20 protein-coding genes and 1 pseudogene are annotated in these 24,174 nt (G+C 49.5%); 13 read left to right on the top strand and 8 right to left on the bottom strand.

Annotated elements, in window-relative coordinates:
* Positions 1–31 precede the first annotated feature (31 nt).
* Positions 32–766 (top strand): triose-phosphate isomerase, encoded by a 735-nt coding sequence (tpiA, locus tag H6F93_RS10770; protein ID WP_524537925.1) that lies wholly within the window; start codon positions 32–34, stop codon positions 764–766.
* Between the two features lie 147 nt (positions 767–913).
* On the opposite strand, the gene H6F93_RS10765 is transcribed toward tpiA, so the two are convergent.
* On the bottom strand, positions 914–1,528 hold the full coding sequence (locus H6F93_RS10765) for a superoxide dismutase (protein WP_190680561.1): 615 nt from the start codon (positions 1,526–1,528) through the stop codon (positions 914–916).
* A gap of 282 nt (positions 1,529–1,810) precedes the next feature.
* Here H6F93_RS10765 and H6F93_RS10760 point away from each other — a divergent pair, with 282 nt between their 5' ends.
* From H6F93_RS10760 to argF, 5 genes are all read left to right on the top strand, one after another.
* Positions 1,811–2,413: a superoxide dismutase gene (locus tag H6F93_RS10760; RefSeq protein WP_190641130.1), complete on the top strand. Its 603-nt coding sequence runs from the start codon at positions 1,811–1,813 to the stop codon at positions 2,411–2,413.
* 393 nt (positions 2,414–2,806) lie between these two features.
* Positions 2,807–4,204 (top strand): DUF3095 domain-containing protein, encoded by a 1,398-nt coding sequence (locus H6F93_RS10755; protein WP_190680559.1) that lies wholly within the window; start codon positions 2,807–2,809, stop codon positions 4,202–4,204.
* A 132-nt stretch (positions 4,205–4,336) separates the two neighbouring features.
* The gene (gene map / locus H6F93_RS10750; RefSeq protein WP_190641128.1) at positions 4,337–5,116 is read left to right on the top strand and encodes a type I methionyl aminopeptidase; all 780 of its coding nucleotides are present in this window, start codon (positions 4,337–4,339) and stop codon (positions 5,114–5,116) included.
* Positions 5,117–5,198: 82 nt separating this feature from the next.
* Positions 5,199–6,233 (top strand): ABC transporter substrate-binding protein, encoded by a 1,035-nt coding sequence (locus tag H6F93_RS10745; RefSeq protein ID WP_190680557.1) that lies wholly within the window; start codon positions 5,199–5,201, stop codon positions 6,231–6,233.
* 150 nt (positions 6,234–6,383) lie between these two features.
* Positions 6,384–7,310, top strand: a complete 927-nt coding sequence (gene argF / locus H6F93_RS10740) for an ornithine carbamoyltransferase (protein ID WP_190680554.1) — start codon at positions 6,384–6,386, stop codon at positions 7,308–7,310.
* Here the strand turns inward: argF and H6F93_RS10735 are convergent.
* The 5 genes from H6F93_RS10735 to H6F93_RS10715 form a co-directional block, all read right to left on the bottom strand.
* Entirely contained in the window at positions 7,307–7,729 is a 423-nt protein-coding gene (locus H6F93_RS10735) for a hypothetical protein (protein ID WP_190680552.1), read from the bottom strand. The two genes, argF and H6F93_RS10735, sit on opposite strands and share 4 nt — an antisense overlap.
* 2 nt (positions 7,730–7,731) lie before the next feature.
* Positions 7,732–8,694 (bottom strand): protein translocase subunit SecF, encoded by a 963-nt coding sequence (gene secF, locus H6F93_RS10730; RefSeq protein ID WP_190680550.1) that lies wholly within the window; start codon positions 8,692–8,694, stop codon positions 7,732–7,734.
* Complete coding sequence (secD, locus tag H6F93_RS10725) at positions 8,691–10,103, bottom strand: protein translocase subunit SecD (RefSeq protein WP_190680548.1); 1,413 nt, start codon at positions 10,101–10,103, stop codon at positions 8,691–8,693. The genes secF and secD overlap by 4 nt, the downstream gene beginning before the upstream one ends.
* Positions 10,104–10,240: 137 nt before the next feature.
* Positions 10,241–11,209, bottom strand: coding sequence for a hypothetical protein (locus tag H6F93_RS10720; protein WP_242043394.1), 969 nt, complete (start codon positions 11,207–11,209; stop codon positions 10,241–10,243).
* Positions 11,210–11,558: 349 nt separating this feature from the next.
* Entirely contained in the window at positions 11,559–12,296 is a 738-nt protein-coding gene (locus tag H6F93_RS10715; protein WP_190680546.1) for a histidine phosphatase family protein, read from the bottom strand.
* A 170-nt stretch (positions 12,297–12,466) separates the two neighbouring features.
* Here H6F93_RS10715 and H6F93_RS10710 point away from each other — a divergent pair, with 170 nt between their 5' ends.
* The 5 genes from H6F93_RS10710 (at position 12,467) to H6F93_RS10690 (ending at position 17,345) form a co-directional block, all read left to right on the top strand.
* Positions 12,467–13,060, top strand: coding sequence for a DUF3177 family protein (locus tag H6F93_RS10710; RefSeq protein ID WP_190680543.1), 594 nt, complete (start codon positions 12,467–12,469; stop codon positions 13,058–13,060).
* Positions 13,061–13,097: 37 nt separating this feature from the next.
* On the top strand, positions 13,098–13,397 hold the full coding sequence (locus tag H6F93_RS10705; RefSeq protein ID WP_190641138.1) for a DUF7734 family protein: 300 nt from the start codon (positions 13,098–13,100) through the stop codon (positions 13,395–13,397).
* A gap of 311 nt (positions 13,398–13,708) precedes the next feature.
* Complete coding sequence (gene glmM / locus H6F93_RS10700; protein ID WP_190680540.1) at positions 13,709–15,196, top strand: phosphoglucosamine mutase; 1,488 nt, start codon at positions 13,709–13,711, stop codon at positions 15,194–15,196.
* Between the two features lie 475 nt (positions 15,197–15,671).
* Positions 15,672–16,937 carry a URC4/urg3 family protein gene (locus H6F93_RS10695; protein ID WP_190680538.1) on the top strand — a complete coding sequence of 422 codons (1,266 nt, stop codon included), beginning with the start codon at positions 15,672–15,674 and terminating at the stop codon, positions 16,935–16,937.
* A 114-nt stretch (positions 16,938–17,051) separates the two neighbouring features.
* The gene (locus H6F93_RS10690) at positions 17,052–17,345 is read left to right on the top strand and encodes a hypothetical protein (protein ID WP_190680536.1); all 294 of its coding nucleotides are present in this window, start codon (positions 17,052–17,054) and stop codon (positions 17,343–17,345) included.
* A gap of 334 nt (positions 17,346–17,679) precedes the next feature.
* On the opposite strand, the pseudogene H6F93_RS10685 reads toward H6F93_RS10690, so the two are convergent.
* Positions 17,680–18,288: pseudogene (locus H6F93_RS10685) on the bottom strand (DUF8166 family protein); the annotation flags it as partial.
* A gap of 167 nt (positions 18,289–18,455) precedes the next feature.
* The gene (locus H6F93_RS10680) at positions 18,456–18,941 is read right to left on the bottom strand and encodes an allophycocyanin subunit alpha-B (RefSeq protein ID WP_190641116.1); all 486 of its coding nucleotides are present in this window, start codon (positions 18,939–18,941) and stop codon (positions 18,456–18,458) included.
* 603 nt (positions 18,942–19,544) lie between these two features.
* Between H6F93_RS10680 and H6F93_RS10675 the strand changes: the two genes are divergently transcribed.
* Together H6F93_RS10675 and H6F93_RS10670 are read left to right on the top strand one after the other, a co-directional pair.
* Entirely contained in the window at positions 19,545–22,748 is a 3,204-nt protein-coding gene (locus H6F93_RS10675; protein WP_190680533.1) for an alkaline phosphatase, read from the top strand.
* 172 nt (positions 22,749–22,920) lie between these two features.
* On the top strand, positions 22,921–24,060 hold the full coding sequence (locus tag H6F93_RS10670) for a DUF1517 domain-containing protein (protein WP_190680531.1): 1,140 nt from the start codon (positions 22,921–22,923) through the stop codon (positions 24,058–24,060).
* Positions 24,061–24,174: the final 114 nt, after the last annotated feature.

The raw sequence follows: 24,174 nt of genomic DNA, 5'->3' as shown, positions 1-24,174 counted from the left end.
ATGCATTGCGTAATGTGTTGAACCCTACACTGTGGCATCCGTGCGAAAGATTGTTATTGCTGGCAACTGGAAAATGTACAAAACCCAGGCGGAATCGCTGGAATTTCTGCAAGGGTTTATGAACCATCTGAATGAAACTCCCGATGATCGGGAAATTTTGCTTTGCGCTCCATTTACCGCTCTGGGAGCTTTATCTAAGAATTTGCACGGAAGCCGCATCAAAATCGGTGCACAGAATATCCATTGGGAAGCCGCAGGAGCGTACACTGGTGAGATTTCTGGCGTCATGCTGAAAGAGCTAGGGGCGCGCTACGTAATCGTGGGGCACAGTGAACGTAGACAGTATTTTGGCGAAACTGACAAAACGGTGAACCTGCGGCTCAAAGCAGCTCAACAGCACGGATTAACGCCAATTCTTTGTGTTGGAGAAACTGGGGATCAGCGCAGCCAGGGTGAGACTGAAACTGTAATCACCCAGCAGCTAAAGCGGTGCCTGGTGGAGGTCGATCAAGACAATCTAGTAATTGCCTATGAACCCATTTGGGCGATTGGCACAGGGGATACCTGTGAGGCGGTTGAAGCAAACCGAGTGATTGGTCTGATTCGTAGCCAACTCACTAATCCAAACGTGCCAATCCAATATGGCGGCTCTGTAAAACCTGGCAACATTGACGAAATAATGGCTCAGCCCGAAATTGATGGTGCATTGGTAGGTGGTGCCAGCCTCGAGCCATCTGACTTTGCCCGAATTGTTAACTTTCAGTAGAACAAAGTCATCCGTTACTAAATCCAGATTGCTAAACCCAGATCTGATTCGCCAACATCTACGCTTTGCAGGGACGCTTCGTAAAACGTCCCTGCAAGTTCTCTAAATCAGGTCAGTGACCAAATCCGATCCCTTTAAATCGTAACCCTATCGGCTAGCTTGAGCGAAGCGGTTGTTAACTTCGTTCCAGTTGACCACGTTCCACCATTGCTTTAGGTATTCGGGGCGGCGATTTTGATATTTCAGATAGTAAGCGTGTTCCCACACGTCATTGCCCAAGATGGGGAAATGCCCTTCGGTTAATGGGTTGTCCTGATTTGGGGTGCTAACCACGTCTAGCTTGCCGTCAGCAGTGCGAACTAGCCAAACAAAACCGCTACCAAACTGACCCGCACCTGCATCATTAAACCGTTGCTTGAAGTTCTCGAAATCACCAAATGTATCAGTGATTGCTTGGGCGATCGCCCCGTTTGGCTCTCCCCCACCATTGGGAGCCATAAGCGTCCAGAAAATGGTGTGGTTAAAGTGTCCGCCCCCGTTATTGCGTACCGCTGTTCTCACCGCATCGGGTAGCGTGTTTAAGTCACGAATCAACTCATCAACAGACTTGTTCTGTAAGTCAGAATGCTTTTCTAACGCAGCATTGAGCTTGCTTACGTAGGTTCCATGATGGTTGTCATGGTGAATTTGCATGGTTTGCGCATCGATATAAGGCTCTAGCGCGTCATTGCTGTATGGAAGGGATGGCAATTCAAAAGCCATAGGTTTTCCTCCTATTGGAGTCATCACACTTACCTTATTGTAAACTTTTGAAAGAGAAATCTATCAAAAGTTCCAATTGCGTTTTCCTTCGTGAATCAAAGCTTCTCCACCGTTCTGAAAGGGTTTAGTATTCTGTAGCTCTATCTATTGGGAGAACTTTTGATATAAAATCCTATCGATAGCGCTGCAATGGTCAGAGCGATCGCTCCAGTCCATTGGCAAGTTTTATCAAGCTTTTCAGCTCTAGATCCCGAAAACCTTTGAAGAGGAGAGCACGAACACATGGCTTACGAACTTCCCCCCCTACCTTACGATTACGAAGCTTTAGCACCTCATGTTTCATCAGATACCCTGAAGTTTCATCACGATAAGCATCACGCTGCCTATGTGACCAATTTCAACAAGATGGTTGAAGGAACAGAACTTGCTAGTCAGTCGATCGAAGAAGTGATCAAAGCAACCTACGGCGACTCTAGTAAAACCGGGATCTTTAACAACGCAGCCCAAGCCTGGAACCATACCTTCTACTGGAACTGCATGAAGCCTAATGGCGGTGGTACTCCCACTGGAGCGCTAGCCGACAAAATCAACGCTGACTTTGGCAGCTTCGACAAGTTCAAAGAAGAGTTTCTTGCAGCGGGTGGCACCCAGTTTGGTAGCGGTTGGGCATGGCTCGTGTTAGACAAGGGCACCCTGAAAGTAACCAAAACCCCCAACGCCGAAAACCCGATCGCTCTGGGTCAGGTTCCGCTGCTGACGATGGATGTCTGGGAACACGCTTACTACCTCGACTACCAAAATCGTCGCCCAGACTACGCTAAAACCTTCGTAGACAGCTTGATCAACTGGGATTATGTAGCAGAACAATTTGCTGCTGCTAAATAGACGGTTATAGCGTTGATCGCCTTAATCTAGAACAAAATGGGGTGAGAGCTTTGAACTCACCCCATTTTTTTGATAGGACAATGCTGTACGCACTGCTCCCGAAGTGGAGCGTATCCTAGCAGGAAATTTTGCTTCTATTCAAGTTCCACTGACTTACGTAGTCCCACATAGATGCTGAAGTAAGTGAACTGCCATAATAGTATTGATGCCGTTTGCGATTTTCTCTGAAGCCAGCCCAAAATCTCCAAAAGAAATTCAGTTATTTTCTCTAGTTCTTCACCTTTTGTTTCTAACTTTAGAATATACCGTCAGCAGAGCAACGACTGCTTTAATGACTTTTATTGGGTGCTTGAATCGCGATCCAGCAGTTTGATTCAAGATCAGGACAAAAGCATGTCTACAGCAAACTTCTACTCAGAACTTCCAACTTTAACGGACTTTCTGGATATCACCAATTCCAGCAATTTCATACCCGTGCCAGAAGACTGGTACATCGTGATTACTGACATTGTTGAATCAACTAAGGCAATTGAGTCAGGGCACTACAAGGATGTGAACCTGCTGGGCGCTTGCTCGATTGTTGCAGTGCTAAACACATTGGGAAATGGAGCAAATAGTCATAAGGACACAACCGATATTCCGTTTGTGTTTGGTGGAGATGGGGCAACAATTCTGATTCCACCGAGTCTTTTTGCTAAAACAAAACAGGCTTTGAGCGTTGTACAACAGTTGGCAGTTCAAGAATTTGGGATGGATTTACGCGTCGGAATCGTGCCAGTGTCAGTGGCGATCGCCGCTAACTACGACGTAAAGGTTGCCAAACTAAAAGTCTCAGAAAACTACAGCCAAAGCGTTTTCATTGGAGGCGGGTTAACCTACGCAACAGAGCTTTTGAAAGACCCAAATGCTACAGAAGTTTATAGGATTACACCTGAAAAGTCTTTCGCAGATGTAGATCTGTCTGGATTAGAGTGTCGTTGGCAAGACATTCCTAGTCAGCATGGAGAATTTGTCAGCCTAATAGTCATGGCAACTGCCTATGGCAGCGAAAACTTAGCAAGCCTCTACGCTGAAATTATCAATAAAATTCAGCAGATTTATGGCGATGAAGTAAGCTATCGTCCCGTTCATAGCAAGACGCTTAACTTAACATTCAGCTCCAAAAAGCTTTCAAAGGAAACCAAACTACGGGCAAAATCAGGCAGTCGGTTTCATAAACAGCTGTATTTATGGAAAATTCAGCTAGAAAACCTTTTAGGTTTGTTCCTAATGCATTTCAAAACTCAGGCAGGGGAAATGGATTGGGGCACATACAAAGACATCGTGGTTGGCGCAACTGACTATAAAAAGTTTGACGACATGCTACGGATGGTGATTTCAGGCACAGCCGCGCAACGGGAGGCACTAAATAGCTACTTGGAAACAAAATACAAGCAAGGCAAATTAGTATACGGGACGTATACCTCCGATCGCGCCTTAATGACCTGCATGGTATTTGAGCGAAACGGTCCTCAGGTGCATTTTGTAGACGGAGCAGACGGTGGCTATACGCTTGCAGCAAAAGCGCTAAAAGAAAGAATGAAACAAAAAGCGCTGAACTGGAGTACGTTTGTCAGAATGATGCGGCGGCGAGATGCACGTGGCTACTCTCCTCGACCCGATCTGTTTCCTCAATCTGGCTTGTTCTCTCAACCTGACCTGTTGCAGACCAGTCCCCTGTGGTCGAATGCACTAAATTCATGCACATTAGACCCACATGAAGGTAAAGCAAACAGCTGCATTTCCTGCTAAATATGTTACGCCTCACCAACGGAAAAGCTAGTCCGGTAAGCGTCACTGATCCAAGCCAAAACCTTCAATCTGCGAGAAGTCCAATGAGAGCAGGTTAAAGTAAAAGAAGGGAAACATAGTAGCTAGAAATTCATGGATAACGAACCCATTGTTTTGTTGTCGAGCCGAGAAATTGATAAAATGCGTCGGGCTGGACAACTGGCGGCTGAACTCCTTGACCACCTCGCCCCGATGGTAAAGCCTGGAGTTAGCACCTTAGACCTGAACGATGAAGCTGAACGCTGGACTCAAGCACATGGTGCTAAAAGCGCTCCGCTGGGCTATCACGGTTTCCCAAAATCTATCTGTACCAGCATTAACGAGGTCGTCTGTCACGGCATTCCTAATGCCAAGCAAATCTTAAAAGAGGGTGACATCATCAACATTGATGTCACTCCAATTCTGGATGGCTATCACGGCGACACCTCCCGCACCTTTTTTGTGGGTGAACCTTCTCCCCTTGCTAGAAAGCTAGTTGAAGTTACTGAAGAATGCCTAAACCGGGGCATTAAAGCAGTGAAACCTGGTGCCCGTATTGGTGATATTGGGGCAGTCATTCAAGAATATGCGGAAGCAGAAGGTTTCTCAGTCGTTCGAGACTTTGTTGGACACGGAGTCAGCCGTATTTTCCACACGGCTCCCCAAATTCCGCACTACGGCACCCGAGGCAAAGGCAAAAAGTTGAGACCCGGGATGGTATTCACGATTGAGCCAATGATTAATGAAGGGACTTGGGAAGTTGAGGTGATGGCTGACAAATGGACAGCCTTGACCAAAGACCGCAAGCTTTCGGCTCAGTTTGAGCATACAATCGCTGTCACTGAAGATGGGGTTGAAATTCTCACCTTACATCCCGCTCTAGTCACATCCTGATGGGTGTAGCTTAGATTACACAAATTACTTACCCAAATGTCATGATGCTTTTGGCGAACCTAGCGCAAAGGCGGTCACGTTCATGGGATCAAGTTGGACTAGGCGGCAGGCTTTACAGCTTATTTCTGGCGCTGCAGGGGGAATTGCTCTTCATGCCTGTACTAAGGCTGCCCAACCCTCTCAGACCGCAGCAGATTCTACCTCTGCTGCAGTGGGAATCGTCACCTGGATTGGCTATAGCCCTCTGTATATTGCTCAGGAAAAAGGATTTTTTGAGGAATTGGGGCTAAATCTGGATGTGAAGGTGTTTAGCTCTGGGACAGATGCCAGTGCTGCTTTTGCCGCAGGGCAGATCGACGGTCTTTCACTGGTGCCATCGGAGGCGGTTTTGCTTGCGGCGAATGGGGCCGACTACCGGGTAGTCTATGTCGTGGATACTTCTAATGGAGGTGACGGCATTCTTGCTCGAAATAGCATTCCAGATATTGCTGCCTTCAAAGGTAAAGAAATCGCGGTTGAAATCGGTGGAGTCAGCCATTTCTTTTTACTTGAAGTGTTGTCTGAAGCGGGATTATCCGAAGCGGATGTAACGCTGGTTAATGTTACGCCAGATGCGGCAGCGGCGGCTTATCAATCTGGCAATGTTGGGGTTGCTGTCACTTATGCGCCGTTTCTGTTTACAGCAGAGCAGGCTCAGTCAGATGGGCGGATTATCTATGACAGTTCAAAGTTAGCAACACCGACGGCGATCGCTGATTTATTCATCTTTAACACTGGGGCAATCTCAGACAATTCGGCGGCGATCGCCGCTTTTATTCAAGGCAATCTTAGAGGATTAGAATTCCTCACCACTAATCCTGACGAGGGGTTGGCGATCGCCGCTGAGCGGCTAGAGTTAACTCCACAAGATCTAAGCGAACAGTTAAAAGGAGTTAAGCTGGCAAACCTGAATGCGAACATTGAGATGCTCAACAATCCTGACAGCAATCTCTATGTTTTAAAGCCAATGCATGATCTAGCAAACTTCCTCAAAAATCAGGAACAAATTGACCAGATTCCTGACTTATCTGATCGCTTAGATCCGCAATTTGTGCTTGCGATTCAAGAAAGCGCTTAAAGAAGTCATGGGTCATTGGGCGTTCTCAAACGCCAAAGAACAAACAAGGAATGGTAACCTCACAAATTTGCAAAAATAACGGACTTAACTTGATTTTGCTTTGAAAATATCTGGTAGGGTTTTTAGGACAGTTTTACTTGGGACGTAGGGATGAGTGTAGAAGCGCTAAAGGGAAGGGATTTGCTCAGTTTAGCTGACCTAAATACTGATGAAGTATTAGGTCTTTTAGATTTGGCAGCAGCTTTAAAGGCAGGAAAAGCTCGCTCCCGCTGCTGCAAGGTTTTAGGGCTACTCTTTCGGAAGGCTTCTACTCGAACTCGCGTTAGCTTTTCGGTGGCAATGTATCAACTGGGTGGGCAGGTGATTGACCTCAACACCAGCACTACGCAGGTTAGCCGGGGGGAGCCGACGATTGACACAGCGCGAGTGTTGGACCGATATCTTGATATTTTGGCAATTCGGACGTATGAACAGCAGGAGTTAGAGACTTTTGCCCACTATTCCCAGATTCCGATCATCAATGCGTTAACTGATCTAGAGCATCCCTGTCAGGTTTTGGCAGATCTACTGACCATTCAAGAACAGTTTGGCGGTTTGGAGGGGCTGACGTTGACCTACTTAGGCGATGGCAATAACGTAGCGCACTCCTTGATGTTGGGTTGTGCGCTGGTGGGAATGAATGTCAGGGTGGCGACTCCAGCCGAGTATCAGCCAGATGAGGGAATCGTCCAGTTAACAAAGAAGTTGGCAGGCGATCGCACCCAGATTCTACTCACTTCCGATCCGGAAGCAGCAGCGGATGGCGCACATGTTCTTTACACGGATGTCTGGGCCAGCATGGGACAGGAAGACTTTGCAGCTACTCGCATTCCCGTCTTTCAACCCTATCAGGTCAATCAACAACTGCTGGACATCGCTGATCCCAAGGCGATCGTGCTGCATTGTCTCCCTGCCCACCGAGGCGAAGAAATTACCGACGAGGTGATGGAAGGCTCCCACTCGCAGATTTGGGATCAGGCAGAAAACCGCCTTCATGCTCAAAAGGCACTGTTAGTCAGTTTGTTAGGCGCTGACTAAGGCGCTGAACGCTCATTCGTCACCCAGCGCCAGAGCGGGTGCCTTGGGCCCTGTTGGCGAATTTGCAATAGCTGTTTTTCTAAGCGTTTGGTTTGGCGGTCGGAGATTCCCCAAAGAATATTGCGGCTCTGCCACAGCAAAACCGCGACCGTCATACCAATACACAATGACAAAAAAAAGGCTTGGATGGGATTATAGGCGATCGTATAGCGAACAGCCGTCCAAGTGAAGTAGTCCATCCACAGCACAAACTCCGAGCGCAAGCTCCATAGGCTCAGCGGAGCCAACAGTAGCCACAGCAAACAAACCGTTCCCCACCTGCCATAAACTGTGAGCCGATGTAGCCGCTCAAGCTCCCGCCGAAAAGCCGGATCATAACGCAGAGGATGGTCTTGGGCTGAAGATTCGGACTCAACCATGGTCAGGCATCGTCTGAGCTAGAAGAATCTAAAGGGACAGGAATTGGTTGACCAAAACGCTCTCGCCATAAAGCGAGCAAAGTACTCGCAATAAAGATGCTGGAATAAGCACCCATCGTAAACCCAATAATTAATGCTAGGGCAAAATACTTTAATGTCTCTCCACCAAACAAGAAAATTGAGGAAAGGGTCAACAGCACTGTAACTGAGGTGTTGATCGATCGCGCCAGAGTTTGGTTTACCGCGTCATCTACAATGTCGTTAATATTGCGACTTGGCTCCTGCTGCATCGTTTCGCGAATTCGGTCATAAATCACAACGGTGTCATTCACCGAAAAGCCTACGATAGTCAGCAGAGCCACGATAAACAAGCTGTCTACCTCAGCGCCAATGGTTAATCCCAGAATGGCAAAAATTCCTACTGTGATTAACACATCGTGGAATAGCGCAACAATGGCAAAAACGGCGTAATCCAGTTGGAATCGTAGACTTAAATAAACCGTAATGCCAACGAAGGAAACAACCAGCGCCAATAACCCTGAAGAGAGAAGTTGACGACCCAGGGTAGGTCCAACGGTGTCAATCTGGGTGGCTTGAGGGTCAAAGGTACCAATCTGTTCACTTAACGCACTTAGCAGTTGAGTTCGCTGATTGACATCTAGCACACTGGTACGAATGGAGAGGGCGTGCCGCTCGTCTCCCAAGACTTGAATGCTGCTGCTGCCCAAATCTTGCTCTGCTAGAACCTGACGGACTTCTCCTGGCTCGATCGGGTCATCGCAATTGTTGGGTTGGGTGCAGTCTAGCTCTAGCTGTAGGCGTGTGCCTCCAACAAAGTCGAGACTGGGACGCAAAGGAGAACCGATCTGATTCCAAGAAATTACCATTGCGACAATACCGCTCAGGATAATCACCGAGGAAATCGTCCACCAGAGCGATCGCTGTCGAATTACCTGTAGCTTCATGACGTTACTCCTGCCTGAGATGAGGTGGAAGTGGGCAGGTTAGGGCAGAACAACTTGGGCTTCCGTAACCCTGGAAACCCTAGCGCCACCAATAACAAAGTCCGGCTACAGGTCAGCGCTGTGAACATACTGACTAAAACACCGATCGCCAGCGTCAGTGCAAATCCTTTGACTAAACCTGCGCCTAACCAAAACAGGGCACCACAGGCAATCAAAGTGGTGACATTACTGTCAAGAATGCTAGAGAAAGCACGGTAAAATCCCGCTTCAACAGAACGATAGAGCGTCTTTCCTGCCCGCAACTCTTCACGGGTACGCTCAAAAATCAGCACGTTTGCATCAACTGCCATACCGATGCTGAGAATAAATCCTGCAATTCCAGGAAGCGTCAACGTTACGTTCAGCAAACTGAAGATGGCGAAGGTGAGAATTGAGTAGATGATCAGAGCGATATCCGCGATTAAACCAGGTAAACGGTAGTAAACCACCATAAAAATCAACACCAGCAGCAAGCCGCCGATTCCTGCATAGATGCTGCGCTGGATACTATCTCGTCCCAGAGTTGCACCAACAGTCCGGTTTTCAACCACTTCAACCGGAACGGGCAAAGCCCCCCCTCGCAACTGAACGGCTAACTCACTTGCGGTTTGAGCATCAAATCTGCCGGTGATACTGGCCCTTCCGCCCGTAATGCCTGTTTGGGCATAGTCAACGGCAACTGTTGGGGCACTCAACAATTCGTTGTCCAGGAAAATGCCTAGAGTCCGTCCTGTACCGGCAATACCTTTGGTCAATTGGGCAAACTTTTCACCGCCTTCTTGGTTAAATTCGAGCCCAACTTCCCAGGAATTGGTGCCAATGGGGGCTGCAAAAGCATTTTGCAACATGTCGCCTGTTAGCCCAGTTTTGTCAAAGAATTGAGCGATCGCCTCATTACTCTGATCGAGAGCCTCCTGGTTTTGGGCGATCGCCTCCTCATCTCCACCGTCTCGAATTCGCTCTTTCTCAGCTAGCAAAAGCTGCTGGGCTTGAAAAGTGATTCCAAGCTGCTGTTCCGTGCCGGGACGTTGAGAGCGAAAATCTAGCTGAGCTGTGCCACCTAAAACTCGTTCTGCCTGCTCAGGGTCGCTGACTCCCGGTAGCTGTACCAAAAGCTGGTCTTCGCCTGCCGTTTGCACTACGGCTTCAGCCACACCCAGTCCATTAATCCGATTTTCTACTACCTGCTGGACTGCCTCCAGCTTTTCTGCTGTAATTTCTGGGACAGCCTCAGTCGTTTTGACCTGAAGCGTCAGTTGTGACCCACCCTGCAAATCCAGCCCTAACCGCACTGGCACCGCTACAATCACCACCGCGGCAGCAAATGCCAGCGCCAAAATCACCGCCAAAAGTAACCGTTGTCTGCCCATATCTTCAGTTGCTGCAACGAACGTTGTAGAGGTGCCAGCACAGAAATTTGAGCAGCGTCAACTTGAAACGCTACTGAAAACACTGTTTAAATACCACCACCACGCTATGATAGCTGGATTTTGCCAGTCTAGTAGGCTTAGTTGCCTGTTTGAGTAGCCTGCTCTGGCTCGGTGCGCTTGCTCTGAGCTTGCTGAAGCGCTGCTTCACTGTTTTGCCGATAGACCTGCATCCGGTTTTGTGCCGTTTGGTAACGCCCATCTCCAGGAGCAACTTGAGCCATCAAGTCAGAAGCCCGCTGCCAGTAGGTTGCTAACTCCAGCCAATCAGCGGAAGACTGAGCGATCTGACCCTCTGTTGCTGCCCGTTCTGCCAGCCTAACTGCTTCGACAAACGGGTCTCCCGATGGAGTAACCGCCGCTGAGCCTGAAGCTTCGTTCTCTGGCTGAGCCTCCGCTGAGGAGTCTGGAGCATCAAGCGGAGGACTGGCAACGCTTGTAGCTTCTTGTCTAGCTTCAGACTCTCCCAACCCATCCGGTTGAATTTGATTTAGCAGCCCGAACCCCAATTGGCTGTAGAGTAACCCTCCCCCCAGCAGCAGCAGCAAGCAGAGAACAGCTCCCCCTAAGATGCCACGAAAAAACTGCCGTTTTTCACGCAGAGTTGAAGATTTTACTGTCTTGGGTAAGGATTTACTCGACTCCGTTTTTTGAGTTTTCCAATCTTGGGAGAGTCGCTGTAACGGATTTACCTTGGATAGACGAATTTCTTCTGACCAAAGCACTTGGTTCTCTGGATCACGGTTAATTTCTTCTAACCATAGGAGTTGCTGTTCTCGCACAATGCGGCTGTTAATTCTGACGCGCCGAATGCCACGAGGCTGAAGTGATTCTAGAATCTGACGAACCTGGTTGACTAGGACAGGCTTTTCTAGCTGGTCGAGACGAGGGGCTTCACACAAGAGTTGTAAAATCCCTTCAGCCAAAATGGCCCTGGTTCTTACACCAGAGTCTGTCAGCTTTTCGTTGAGAACTTGAATGATCGCGGCGACGCTGCCCTGACGAGCTTGTCTAGCGATGTCGTCCATTGGATTGACCATGGTTGGCATGGTGATTCAGCAATGAGTTAGGTATTTGAGAATACCCCATATTTGCCTTAACAATATCGCACGGTCAGGCCCTAAGCGTTACTGATTTTTAATAATCTCCGGATGTTAGAGTATCTCCGTTCATCACCTTCTTGAACGCCAGTGACAGTTTTAGCGATCGCCTTCATGGCAGCATCTATATCAATTCTCAATTGCACGGCATAGAGCAGTAGTGCATTGCGCCACTGCTCTATGCCGTGCTTTGTATTCCACTCAAGCAAGAACCGTTATATTCGTTGCAAGCTGCTGGTGGAACTAGTCGCACTAGATCTCCTCAAGGTTATTCAAACAGCATTGCAAGCTTGTCCAGTTAACCTAGATGGCGATAATCATTGAAGCGACGAATTTGCCACAGGTCAGTGTTGAGGCGGTTTTGATTGGTGTGATGCCAGCGGGAGCGGTCGAGCCAAAATTCGAATATGGCGGTGTTGTGGGCATGTAGTCGCCAGGAGCGATCGCTTCCCAATAATTCTGCGATCAAATGCTGCAAAATCCAGCTATGCGTGACAACCCAAATTTGCGTGTCTTCTGTATGACGAGTCAGCAGAGTTTGAATAAATCGGCGGGCGCGATCGCGAGCCTCTTGCAGCGACTCTGCGCCGGGAATCTGAATCCAATCTGGAGAATTTTCCAGCGCTTCACATAGAGCCGGATAGCGCTGTTTTGCCTCAGCCCAGGTCAATCCCTCAAAAATTCCGTTCTGAAATTCCTTCAACTCATCGGCATACTCCACCTGAAGATTAAGGAGCTTAGCTTCATCCGGAGTTGAGCTAGAAACCGGATTCAAGCTGGACGCACTCTTGAAAGATGCAGCAGTCGCAGACAAAACATGGGTAAGCAAAATTTCTGCAGTTTGGGCTGCTCGTTTGAGAGGACTGCTGTAGATATAGCTGGGACGTTTATGCTCCAGCACCAACCGCTGAGCCAGCTTTTTTGCCTGCTCTACTCCTTCGGCTGAAAGCTCAAAATCGCCATGCCCTTGCATTCGTTTCTGCCGATTACCAAGGGATTGAGCATGTCGGATAAATAGAAGCTTGATCAGCTTCATGGTTCTCTTTGAAATGAAATGATTAGAAGTTGGGACGAGCGTATTGATTGAGTATGTACGATTTCCTGAGTTAGGGGTAGGGGAAATCGGGATGAAGCTGAGAATGTTACGCTGGAGTGTGGAAAAATCGGAAGTTTTGGGTTTTTCTGGGACATTAAGTTAGGCAAGTTATGCAAGAGGAACTTCTGCGATCGCTCGTTTGGACTGATTACCGACTGGCTCTTCTATTTACGGTTCTATTTCCCCTGATTCTTTTGATTTGGGCATTTGTGCAAAAAAATGAACCGATGCAGCGGCTCCTGCTAATCTACTGGCGTGTTGCTAGTCTATTAGCTATCACGGTTTATCTAATGATTGGGGGAATTTTAGTCGGTTTCATCGCCGGTTTGATAGCGACAGTTCTGATCCCCATTAGCCTCTGGTTTTGGGTGGACTTGAATGAAGAAATTGACGACCAGCCCACCAAGCCGTTGAAGCTGACCTTTACCTCTTGGCGTTGGGCAGTGACCGTCTATAGCATTGTGGCAGCGATTGCTACCGTTCCTTTTGTGCGCTGTGCCTTGTCGAGAGAAACATTTGGCTTGCCGATTTGTCAGGTCTGGCTAGAAGCTCCTCTGATTTACAAAGATTTCTTTCACGCCAACTCGGCTCCCGGTTTCCTCGGTTTTCTGGGAATTGTTGGACTGATTATCTACATGCTGTATCTGATTTACTTTGTTCTGGTCAGGTTGGGCAAACAGGGACGTTCTGCGGTGCAGCAGTAGATCCATTAATAAGCGCAAATAAGCAGAGGTGAAGCATATGGAGCGCGGCGTGGGGCATCGACTGGAACAATATACGATTAAACGTCCAGATGAAGTGCTGCTGGTAGAAGTGGCGATCGCCGGAGAGGCTGACCAAATCGCAATTTTCAGGGGCTTTTCCAGTTCGCTGATGCACCCAACTGCCGCTGACCCAGATATTCCAGTCTTACCGGATGAGGCAGAAATCATCTCAATCGATCGAGTAGAAAGTCCTTACAACCCCCAAATTCCTCACTACATTCAGCAGGGGTTGACCTGGGTAGAAATGCGATCGCTCCTGGCAGAAGTCGGGCTGTAGAAAAATCTGTTTTGAATTTTTAGATTTGAACTTTTAGATAGGACGCACCGGAGTGCGTCCTATTTGCGTCTTCACAGGTTTACGTCTCCACACGAATTGATCCTGATGGGGCGCAATTCATTGCGTCTGTACAAGAGTGTGTTCAACGGGAAGCGTCCTCTTGAGAAAAAGCCTTTAGAGAGATGTAATCCACTGCAACTATTCAGGATGAGAAGAATGCAAGCACGAATTGTGGATCTCTCATCGGAAATATTTAGGGATCTTTACGAAGGTGGTATGCTCCAGTGTGTGAGATGTGTGGAGTGTCTGATATGGTTTTATCTTCTGTATCCTCTGACTGGACATCCCGTCCCAGTCAGACTGACTCAGGTTTTACTGCAACTCAACCCGTGACGCTGCACAGCGCGGATTGGGAACCTCTCGTTTTACCTGCAACAAAGCTATTTGGGACAGACGGCATTCGTGGGCGAGTAGGTGACTTGCTGAGCGTGCCCCTAGCACTACAGGTGGGGTTTTGGGCCGGTCGAGTATTGCAGGCAACTACAGCAAAACCGGGGCTGATCATCCTGGGACAAGATTCTCGTAACTCTAGCCCGATGTTAGCGACTGCGTTGTCTACTGGATTGACTGCAGCGGGTCTAGAAGTTTGGAATTTGGGATTGTGCCCTACGCCTACCGTGGCTTTCCTGACCAGCACGTCAGAGGCGATTGGCGGTGTGATGATTTCTGCGAGCCACAATCCCCCCGAAGACAACGGCATTAAGTTTTTTGCCGCAAACGGCACTAAGCTCTCACCCCAATTGCAGACCCAAATTGAATCCGCGCTGCGGGGTGAAGGCGGTTGGGCTAGCCAGCAAAAACAGCTCGCTTTCCAGCCAGGACAGCACTATCACCGACCAGAACTGGTAAAAGCGTATGTCGAGTCGCTTCAGCAACCGCTGATTCCCCACGGCAACTTGGCAGGAATGCGAATCGTGCTAGATCTGGCTTGGGGTGCAGCAGCACAGTTAGCCCCAGCAGTCTTTGAGGCAATGGGGGCAGACGTAATTTGTCTGCACGACTACCCAGATGGCGATCGCATTAACGTTAACTGTGGCTCTACCCACCTTGCATCACTCAAGGCTGCCGTTCAAGAACACGATGCTGATTTGGGCGTAGCCTTTGACGGTGATGCAGACCGGGCTATGGCAGTCGATGCTCAGGGACGCGTTGTAGATGGCGACTACATTCTTTACTTTTGGGGCGAAACCCTACGCCAGCAAAACCGGCTTCCCGGCAACACCATCGTTTCGACCGTAATGGCAAACCTGGGCTTTGAACGCGCCTGGGAGCGGCAAGGCGGTAAGCTCATTCGCACTGCCGTAGGCGACCAGTACGTTCATGCAGAAATGGTGAAACACGGTTATATGCTGGGCGGTGAGCAGTCTGGTCATATTCTCTGTCCGCATTACAGTGTCTCAGGCGATGGGTTGCTAACGGCGCTGCATTTGGCTACTATCGTGCGGCAATCTGGCGTTTCCCTTGCTGAAATGGTTGATCAGAGCTTTCAAACCTATCCGCAACTGCTGCGGAATGTGCGCGTAGAAGACCGCGATCGCCGCCTCAACTGGAAGGACAATGCCCGCTTACAGCAGGCGATCGCTCAGGCAGAAGCCGAGATGGGCGATCGCGGCCGCATTCTCGTCAGAGCCTCCGGCACGGAACCCGTGATTCGGGTAATGGTAGAAGCAGCCGACGCTGAACTAGTACAGCACTGGACAGACAAACTGGTGCTAGCCGTTCAACAGTACGCAAACTGATCTCGCAATGTAGCCACTTTGGCTTCGTTGCACGCTGGGTTAACTTCACCTCTAGGTAGGCTAGCTTCGTGGCTCAGTAAGCTAGCCTAACCTGTAGGGAGGCTGGCTTCGTGACGCAACAGACTAGCCCAGATTATGGTTAGGCTGGCTTCCTAGCGTGGCAAGCTAGCCTAACCTATGACTAAGCTAGCTTCGTGTCCCGCTAAGCTAGCTCAATCCCCAGCTAAGCCAGCTTCATGGCGAGATAACCTGGCTTACCTTACGGACAAGCTGGCTTAACGACGCGGTAAGCTAGCCTAGTCCCTGACTAAGCTAATCCCAGTTTGATTTTTATTTGTCGTAAATATTTCTGTAGGGGCAGTTTGCGAACTGCCCCTACAGGATTGAATTGCACAACACAATTTAAACGGGTATGACTTAAACGGGTAGGACCTTGCGGCGCGGTAAGCTGTCCTCGTTTAGGGGTGATAAATCTATGGATGCCAACACGGACGTCAACACAGGGAACTTATCAGCAGTGGAGCGAGAGGCGATTGCTTACCTGCGTTCTCCAGCAGCAATTCGGGAACGGTGCGGACAGCTTTTTGACCTGGCGTGCCAGGATCAGCTTCAGCATTTTCGCTGTGATTTGAGCAAGTTGGAATCTGTTGCCGACTACGTGATTCAGGTGACACAGCAAGTCTATCCTGACCTGCAAATTCCATTCCATAGCCGCTGGCGACACTTTGAAGTAGGCACAAGAAAGCAGCGTTTGGCGCAGCTCGATCAGCGTCTTGCTCACCTTTTCCCGATTGAAAAAGCAGAGGCAAAGTTTGACCTGGCGATAACCAGCGTGCTGCTTGACGCTGGAGCTGGAGCCACCTGGCAGTACATCGAGTCAGAAACGGGTGAAGTATTTTGCCGCTCTGAGGGTTTGGCAGTTGCCAGCTTCAACCTATTTTGTGATGGGCTGTTTTCCAGCGATCGCCAAACCCTACAGGCAGACGCAGCAGGACTACAGCAGTTAACCGAATCCGACTTAACACAAGGTTTTCAGGTTACAGACGAGAATCCCTTAGTCGGATTGCAGGGACGCTTGAACCTACTGCGAAACCTGGGTAAAGTCCTATCGCAACATTCTGAGCTATTTGGCAGCGAGCAACCGCGTCCCGGACATCTAGTGCGGTATCTAGTGGATCAGGCAGTAGATGGAAAACTGCCCACTAATGCGGTTCTACAGGCGGTTTTGGCTGGACTGGGTGACATTTGGGCAGGACGAATTGCGATCGCCCACGTCAATCTGGGTGACGTGTGGACTCATCCAGCTCTGCGCGATACGGGATTCGGGTCACAGCTCGTGCCCTTTCACAAGCTTTCTCAATGGCTGACCTACTCCCTCCTGGAGCCTTTGCAAGAACTGGGATTAGAAATTACTGGGCTAGACCAGCTCACCGGTCTGCCCGAATACCGCAATGGCGGATTGTGTTTGGACTTGGGACTGTTACAGGCAAAACATGCGGCTGTCACCCAAACCCCACATCTGCCACAGTCCGAAGTGATTGTTGAATGGCGATCGCTAACTGTTATTTTGCTAGACCACATCGCCACAGCCATTCGTACCAAACTAGGGATGGAAGAAACGGCCCTGCCTCTAGTCAAAGTTTTACAGGGCGGTACCTGGAGCGCAGGACGACAGATTGCTGCAACGCTCAGAGGCGGCGCCCCTCCAATTCAACTGGAGAGCGATGGCACTGTTTTTTGATTACTCAATTCCCGTCTGAAGAGAGAGGTCGAATCTCTCCCAGGGAGATTAGAGAACGGGGATCGGACTCGGTAGGATGGCTCTGCTAATACATAAACACTATCGGAGTCTTTTATGCCTGAATCTCCTAAAGAAGGTCAAAACTTTGATGCTCAACAAGCCGTTGAGAATATTGCTGCTGGTAATGAAAAACAGCCTGAGGTGAACGTTCAGGATGATTATGAGGCTTCAAAAGCCTTTAGCACCAGCGAAATTGACCAAACCGCAGCGGGCAGCGAAGCCGCCAAAGCCGCCACTGCTCCAAAACAAAACTTACCCGAGCCTGAAGTCACTAATTTGGAAACCGGACCGGACAGTGACCCAGAGCAGTATCGCGAAATGGCTAGAGATGTGAATCCTCGCCTTTAAAGGGAGACGATAGAGCGAAGACAATCTGTGATCAGAATCACGGCTGAAGCTGATCAGGATCGCGATCGCCCTATCTAAGTCCAGACATACTGTAGGAGACTCAACTCTAGCCGAGTCATCAACAGGGAACACACGACTGACCGACAGTCTCCGTACGGAATCTGTCGGTTTTTTATTAGCTTTTCCTAGCCTAGCGCAGCCCGAATAGAAACCGCACCCTTTTGAAACACCTGGCAACACCCAGTGCTTACTTTGCGCGTACTTTACAATCGATTGGGAAAATTCGACTTTTGGTAAGCAATAGTAACTTTAGCAAGCTCTAGTCAAACAGTCTCTAGCGCATTGCTCCCATCGTATTCTTCCAGGACAACTCTTTGCAAAGAATTTCTAAAGCTCGCTGATCGGCATCTGGGAACAGGTTGCTGTCTGCCAACTCTTGTAGCACCTGTTGGGTGAGTTGAGCCGCAAAACTGCCGCCGCAGCGCAGCAAGTGACTGTAATAGCAAAACTGAGGACGCTGCATCTGATTCCGGTGAAACTGATGCACCTCAGCTTCGGACATTTTGTATGCGGGAGTATTGACCGGCACAACGATGCGGGGAATTCCATGAACTCCATAGGTGCGATCGTCCTCCACCTCCAGCGTCCCAACCAAAACCGTGCCTAGCAAAGTTCGGGTTTCGTTGACTAAATCCGGCGCAAACAGAGGATCTGGTTCGCTCGAAAGACGGGGCCCGTTGCTGAGAAACGTGGGATTAAACAGTTGAGTATTGTAAATTAACCCGACCGCCCAGTGCCGTCCGCCTGATTCTTCCAGTTTGACAAAGCTGCCAAATCCGTAGTCTTCTGCCTGAGGCGGATTGCTCACCTCCAGTTTGTCGTCTAACTGCACGACATAGTCACAGTGAGAATTTGATTTGACGACCTTTCCTAGTTTCATGCGCTTTGTTGGAGTTTTGAGTTTTTTTAACTTAGCTTGAGATCAAAATCTCCCCGCATTTTGTAAAAAGCTTGACCATTAGCGGCCAGGATTTCTACAAAACGTGGGGAGCCAAATTTAGTTAATTTTTAGGTTCGTGTCAACGCTACGACATCGCTTGAATGATGACGCTACGACATCGCTTGAATGATGTAGTCAAAGTAAGGTGCGGCTTCCTTAGCATCGTCCTCAGTAAGCAAGCTGAGCGAAGCTCTCTTAAGACAGCGAATCGACTCAACCATACCAGGAACTGGTACACCCAGCGAGTTGTACATTTCACGCACGCCGATTAGCCCAATTTTCTCAATTGGATCTTTGTCGCCCGCCAAAACTCCGTAGGTAATTAGGCGCAAATACCAGCCGTAGTCGCGCAGGCAGAGGGCACGCTGGCGATCGCCATAAGCATTTCCGCCTGGAGCAATAAAGTCAGGGCGCTTTTTCCAAAGCTGCTTGCTGGCTTCTTGCACAATCTTTTTCTCATTCTCAGAAAGGGCAGCGGCAATCCGAATTCGCTGCTCCCCGGTCTGCAAAAACTCTTTGATACCTTCAAGTTCGCCGCTAGTAGGATAGCGGAGTTCATCGTCGGCGTTGAGAATAACTTGGCTAACTACACTCATAATATGGCGGTGATTTAGTTACATTGACTCAGATATCGCTTGTATTTTAACGATTCTAGGGGACGTAAAGAAAGCGGGCGTGGCGGAAAAACCATTCAAGCGCAAACGATTGCCCGACCAGAACAGATCCTAAGATTTTATGAGTAGAGAGTGACTATCTCGCAACATATAGAAATCTTAAGCTCAGAGATCTTGAATAATTTGTGAAAAACTGCTGTTAGCTTGTTTACATTTCAAGTTCGACCTTTCTATGACTGTAGACGGAGATCGGTCAAGCTTTACTTACTCTTAACGTCCTACTAGGGGCATTTCTTAACGTAGCGGGTTAATCCTTGTACATGTTGACCGCTCACTTAACCCGGCTCCCTCATCTCCAACACGGCTACTCCTAAAAATTTGAGCTCAAATTAAAGGCTACACACCCGCATTGTAGGCATTGCAGCCTGTGAAGCTCTGCGAGATTCACGGAAGCTTTGCTGTGCCTCAGTCTCAGGAATAGGACATGTTTGGACAAGCAGAAATACTTAGTGGCGATTTGATGACGCTCAACGAATTAACGATGGTTTGCTCAATCCACTCTTAATTTCTACACCAGACAATACCATGTCAGATAACAGCAGCAAGACTCCAAATAACAACAGCGTCATTTTCATTCATCCTGATGGCACTACGCCCTCTCACTATGCTTTGGCTCGTTATGAGACTGCGGGTCCAGATGGTCGCATTAACTGGGATCGGATGGATAGCGCTGGCTCCTATTTATCGCACATTAAAGATCAGCTCACAGCAACCTCGAATGCGGGTGCAGTTGTTCATGCCTATGGGGTAAAGCCTCAAGCAGATTCCTACGGATTAGACGAAGAAGGCAACTCGATTACCTCCCTTTCTGCTCAAGAAGGTTTGACTGATGAGGGAACGACAATTATGGAGGAGGCGATCGCCGCTGGCAAAGCGACCGCTGTAATTAACTCTGGTTTCATTGCAGAACCCGGAACAGGTGTTTTTCTCGCCGATGTAGAAAGCCGTAGCGAAACCGAAGCCATCACTGCAGAAATTGTTGAATCGGGCGTTGACATCATCCTGGGTGGCGGCGAAACCGACTATTTACCCGAAGGAACCATAGGTTTTTTTGGCGAAGAGGGCACCCGCACCGATGGACGCAACCTAGTTGAAGAAGCTGAGGAGATGGGCTACACGGTGATCTACACCCGTGAGCAATTGCAAAGTTTGCCTGAGGGCACCGACAAAGTCCTGGGCATTTTTGCGGCAGAAGACACCTACAATGACACCACCGAGGAAGCCAACGCTGCTGAGCGACTAGAGAACTATGGGCAACCGGGAAATCCTAACCCACCTACCGTTGCTGAAATGCTGGAGGTGGCTCTCCCAATTTTGGCTGCGGATGAGGATGGCTTCTTTGTCGTTCTAGAAGAAGAAGGAACGGACAATCTTGGCAACAACAATAACGGTCAAGGTGTTGTAGAAGCTGCGATTCGGGCAGATCAGGCGATCGGCGTTGCTCAAGATTTCATTGACAGCGAACGACCAAACACGCTGTTAATCACTACCGCAGACAGCAATGCAGGCGGACTGCAAACCACCGATGTAGACGTTCAAGTGGGTGGCAACGTTGGCACTACTCCCGTAAACCCCACTCAGCCCGATCGCTCAGATGCTATTCAAGTGCCCCTTGATGGTGAGGAAGGACGCAACACGCAACCGTTTGTTACCGGACCTGATGAAGACGGCACTCGCTTTCCCTATGGCATTTCTTATGCAGGGCTACCAGACTTTGGCTCTGACGTTGTCAGCAAAGCTTATGGGCTAAATTCCGATTTGCTGCCCAGCACCCACGACAACACAACAATTTATCGGTTGATGTATCAAACGCTGTTTGATGAAGCTCTGCCATCTCCTGTTGAAGCGCCGGAACCTGTCTCTGCTCCTGCCACTACTGGGGACACAGGTAATGTCATCTTCATTCACCCCGATGGCACCACCCCGGCCTACTTCACCCTGGCTCGGTTAGAGGAAGAAGGTCCCGACGGTCGCCTCAACTGGGACATGATGTCTGATGCAGGCGTTTACATCAACAGCATCGAAGATGAACTGACCCCCAGTTCCAATGCCGGAGCAGTCGTTCACTCAATGGGCACTACGCCTCAAGCCGATTCCTACGGGTTAGATGAACAGGGTGAGCCTGTAATTTCACGCTCTGGGAAACAGGGCCTGACCATCATGGAGGAGGCGATCGCCGCTGGTAAAGCGACTGCTGTAATCAACTCTGGCTTCATCGCAGAACCCGGTACAGGGGTCTTTTTAGCCGATGTGGAAAGCCGCAGTGAAACCGAAGCTATCACCGCAGAAATTGTGGAATCGGGTGTTGACGTTATTTTAGGTGGGGGTGAAACAGACTATTTGCCAGAAGGAACTACAGGCTTCTTTGGCGAAGAGGGTACTCGCACCGACGGACGCAACCTGATTGAGGAAGCTCAGGATTTGGGCTACACGGTGGTCTACAACCGTAAGCAACTACAAAACCTTTCTGAAGACACGACCAAGGTCTTGGGTATCTTTGCGGCAGAAGATACCTACAATGACACGACTGAAGAAGCCAACGCGGAAGCGGGATTAGACAACTATGGGCAACCCGGCAACGAAAACCCACCCACCGTTGCCGAAATGCTAGAAGCAGCCTTGCCCATCCTGAACCGTGACCCCGATGGTTTCATGGTGGTGCTGGAAGAAGAAGGCACCGATAACTTTGGCAACAACAACAACGGTCGTGGACTGATTGAAGCAACTCGACGGGCAGATGATGCGATCGGCGTAGCGATGGACTTCATCAACAATGAGGACCCCAATACGCTGCTAGTTACATCTGCTGATAGCAATGCGGGTGGACCTCAAGTCTATGACGTTGATGAAGCAGATGAACCCGTCGGCACGGTTGAAGTAAACCCTACCCTGCCTGATGACTCTGATGCGGTTGAAGTGCCCCTTGATGGACAAGAGGGACCGGACACTGAACCCTTTATCACGGCTGAAGATGCTAACGGAAACACGTTTCCCTTTGGGATTGCCTATGCCACGCTGAACGATGTTCCTGACAGCGTGTTGACCAAAACCTATGGCTTGAATGCGGGAGACTTGCCCAGTTCTCACGAAAATACGTACATCTATGAGTTGATGTACCGGACGCTATTTGGTCAGAACGCTTTACCTACTCTAGTCGAAGGAACTCCCCAGGCAGAAACTTTGTTGGGTGGGCCCGATCGCGACTTAGTTCGGGGTAACGAAGGCGATGACACAATCGCAGGCTCAGTCAATGATGACTTCCTCTATGGTGAGGAGGGCAATGACCTGATCCGGGGTGACTTAAACACGGTTCAGGCTGGCGATGATGCGGGTGGCGATGACCTGCTCAGTGGCGGTGAAGGAGACGATCGCCTCTTTGGGCAGGGCGGCGATGACCAACTCTATGGCGGCGAAGGCAATGACCAACTCTATGGTGATGCGGGCGATGACTTGCTCTATGGGGGTTTGGGTCAAGATGCCCTATTTGGCGGGGAAGGCCGCGATCGCTTTGTTATCGCCACTGGTGAGGATGCTGATACGTTTAGCGACTTCCGCATTGGCGAAGATTTCATCGCCCTGATGAACGGAGTCACCTATGACCAGCTTTCGTTCTCCCAAAGCAGCGGAAGCACGGTCATTAGCGCTGATGACAGCATACTGGCGACCCTGCGTGGCATCAACAGCAATGAGCTGATCGCAGCAGCACAAACCACGTTTGTCACGATGTAGCACAAATTCCTGAATAAGAGGTGGAGGCACAACGCGCTTCCACCTCTTAATCCCAAGACGAACGAAGCAAAGCTTTCTACCTTTAGTTCCAATCCAATATCTTCCTTCAATAGACGAGCGCGCTGGGATTTTTTCATAGCATGAGCCAAATGGTATTGGTAGGAATGGTCTCATGGGATTCATGGCAAAACTCCGGCTGCTAGGAGCAACTGCCCTTAGCTTTGGTCTTATCCACGTGGGCAGTGCCCATTTGCCGCGTGCTGAATATTTAGATACGAGCGATCGCGCCGTGGCAACAACGGGAGGACGGGCAAGAGGAGGGTCATTTGATGAACCTGCTCCCGCCGAACCCGTCCCCGATGGGGGAGGTTACGGTGGAGGCGAGGGCTATGCACAACCGCCCTATCAAAGTGATCCCTATGGTTACAGCGATCCCTACGGTTCACCTTACAATGATCCCTACAGTTATCCCAGCAGGCGATCAGATCCGTACTACACCCGCGATCGCTACCGTCAACCGCCTGTCGTAGTTCCCCTTCCGAATACCGTTCCCTACGGTTCACCTTACGATTCAGGTCCGGGCTACCCTAGTGCTAGCATTGGCATTCCGCCTATCTTTGTTTTGGCGGCGATCGCCTTATTCTTCTTTGCTCCCTTTTTCCTGATGGCATCGCGGCTTAACACCTTGGGTAGCCGTTCGGGCAACCGATTAACCGGACGACGATCGCCCAATGGAGAACTTCTAAATGACATTGTTACCGTTACCCGACTTCAGGTATCCCTGTTGGCAGGGGCACGCCCTCTTCAGGCAGCGCTTGAGCAAATTGCTACTCGTCACAACCTGCAAACCAAACAAGGCTTGAGTGCAATGCTGCAAGAAACCGTGTTGACGCTCTTGCGATCGCCTGAATATTGGAGCCATGTTCGAGTCGATTCTCAAACGGCAAACAGCCGCCAGGAAGCAAGCCGTTTATTTGAGCAACTCTCGATTGAAGAGCGCAGTAAATTTGGTTCAGAGACTCTGGCTAACGTAGGAGGGCAGGTACATCGACAGACAGCCCAATTTAGCACTGAGAATAATCCTGACAGTGGATATATTGTCGTTACGTTGCTGTTAGGTACTGGAGGCGATCGTCCTCTATTGAGCGCAATTCACTCTACAACTGAACTGCAAGCTGCCCTACAACGCCTGGGAGCTATTCCTGCGAATGAGCTGTTGGTCTTTGAGCTTCTGTGGTCACCTCAAGATTCTAGAGATGTTCTCTCTAGGGATGAGTTACTGAGTGAGTACCCCACCATGACACAGTTGTAATGTTGTTCGCTGTATTCTACGCAAGTTGTGAGAGGTGTGTCTTTAAAGAGGTGTACCTCTCACAATTAATTTGTACTGTCTTAATTAACCATCACTCCTGTAGGGCGGTTCGCG

Origin of the sequence: Leptolyngbya sp. FACHB-671 (assembly GCF_014695745.1) — a bacterium.
GTDB lineage: Bacteria > Cyanobacteriota > Cyanobacteriia > Elainellales > Elainellaceae > JAAUTN01.
The sequence above is the reverse complement of the archived record's forward strand: the minus strand, read 5'-3'. Positions and strand labels throughout refer to the sequence as shown.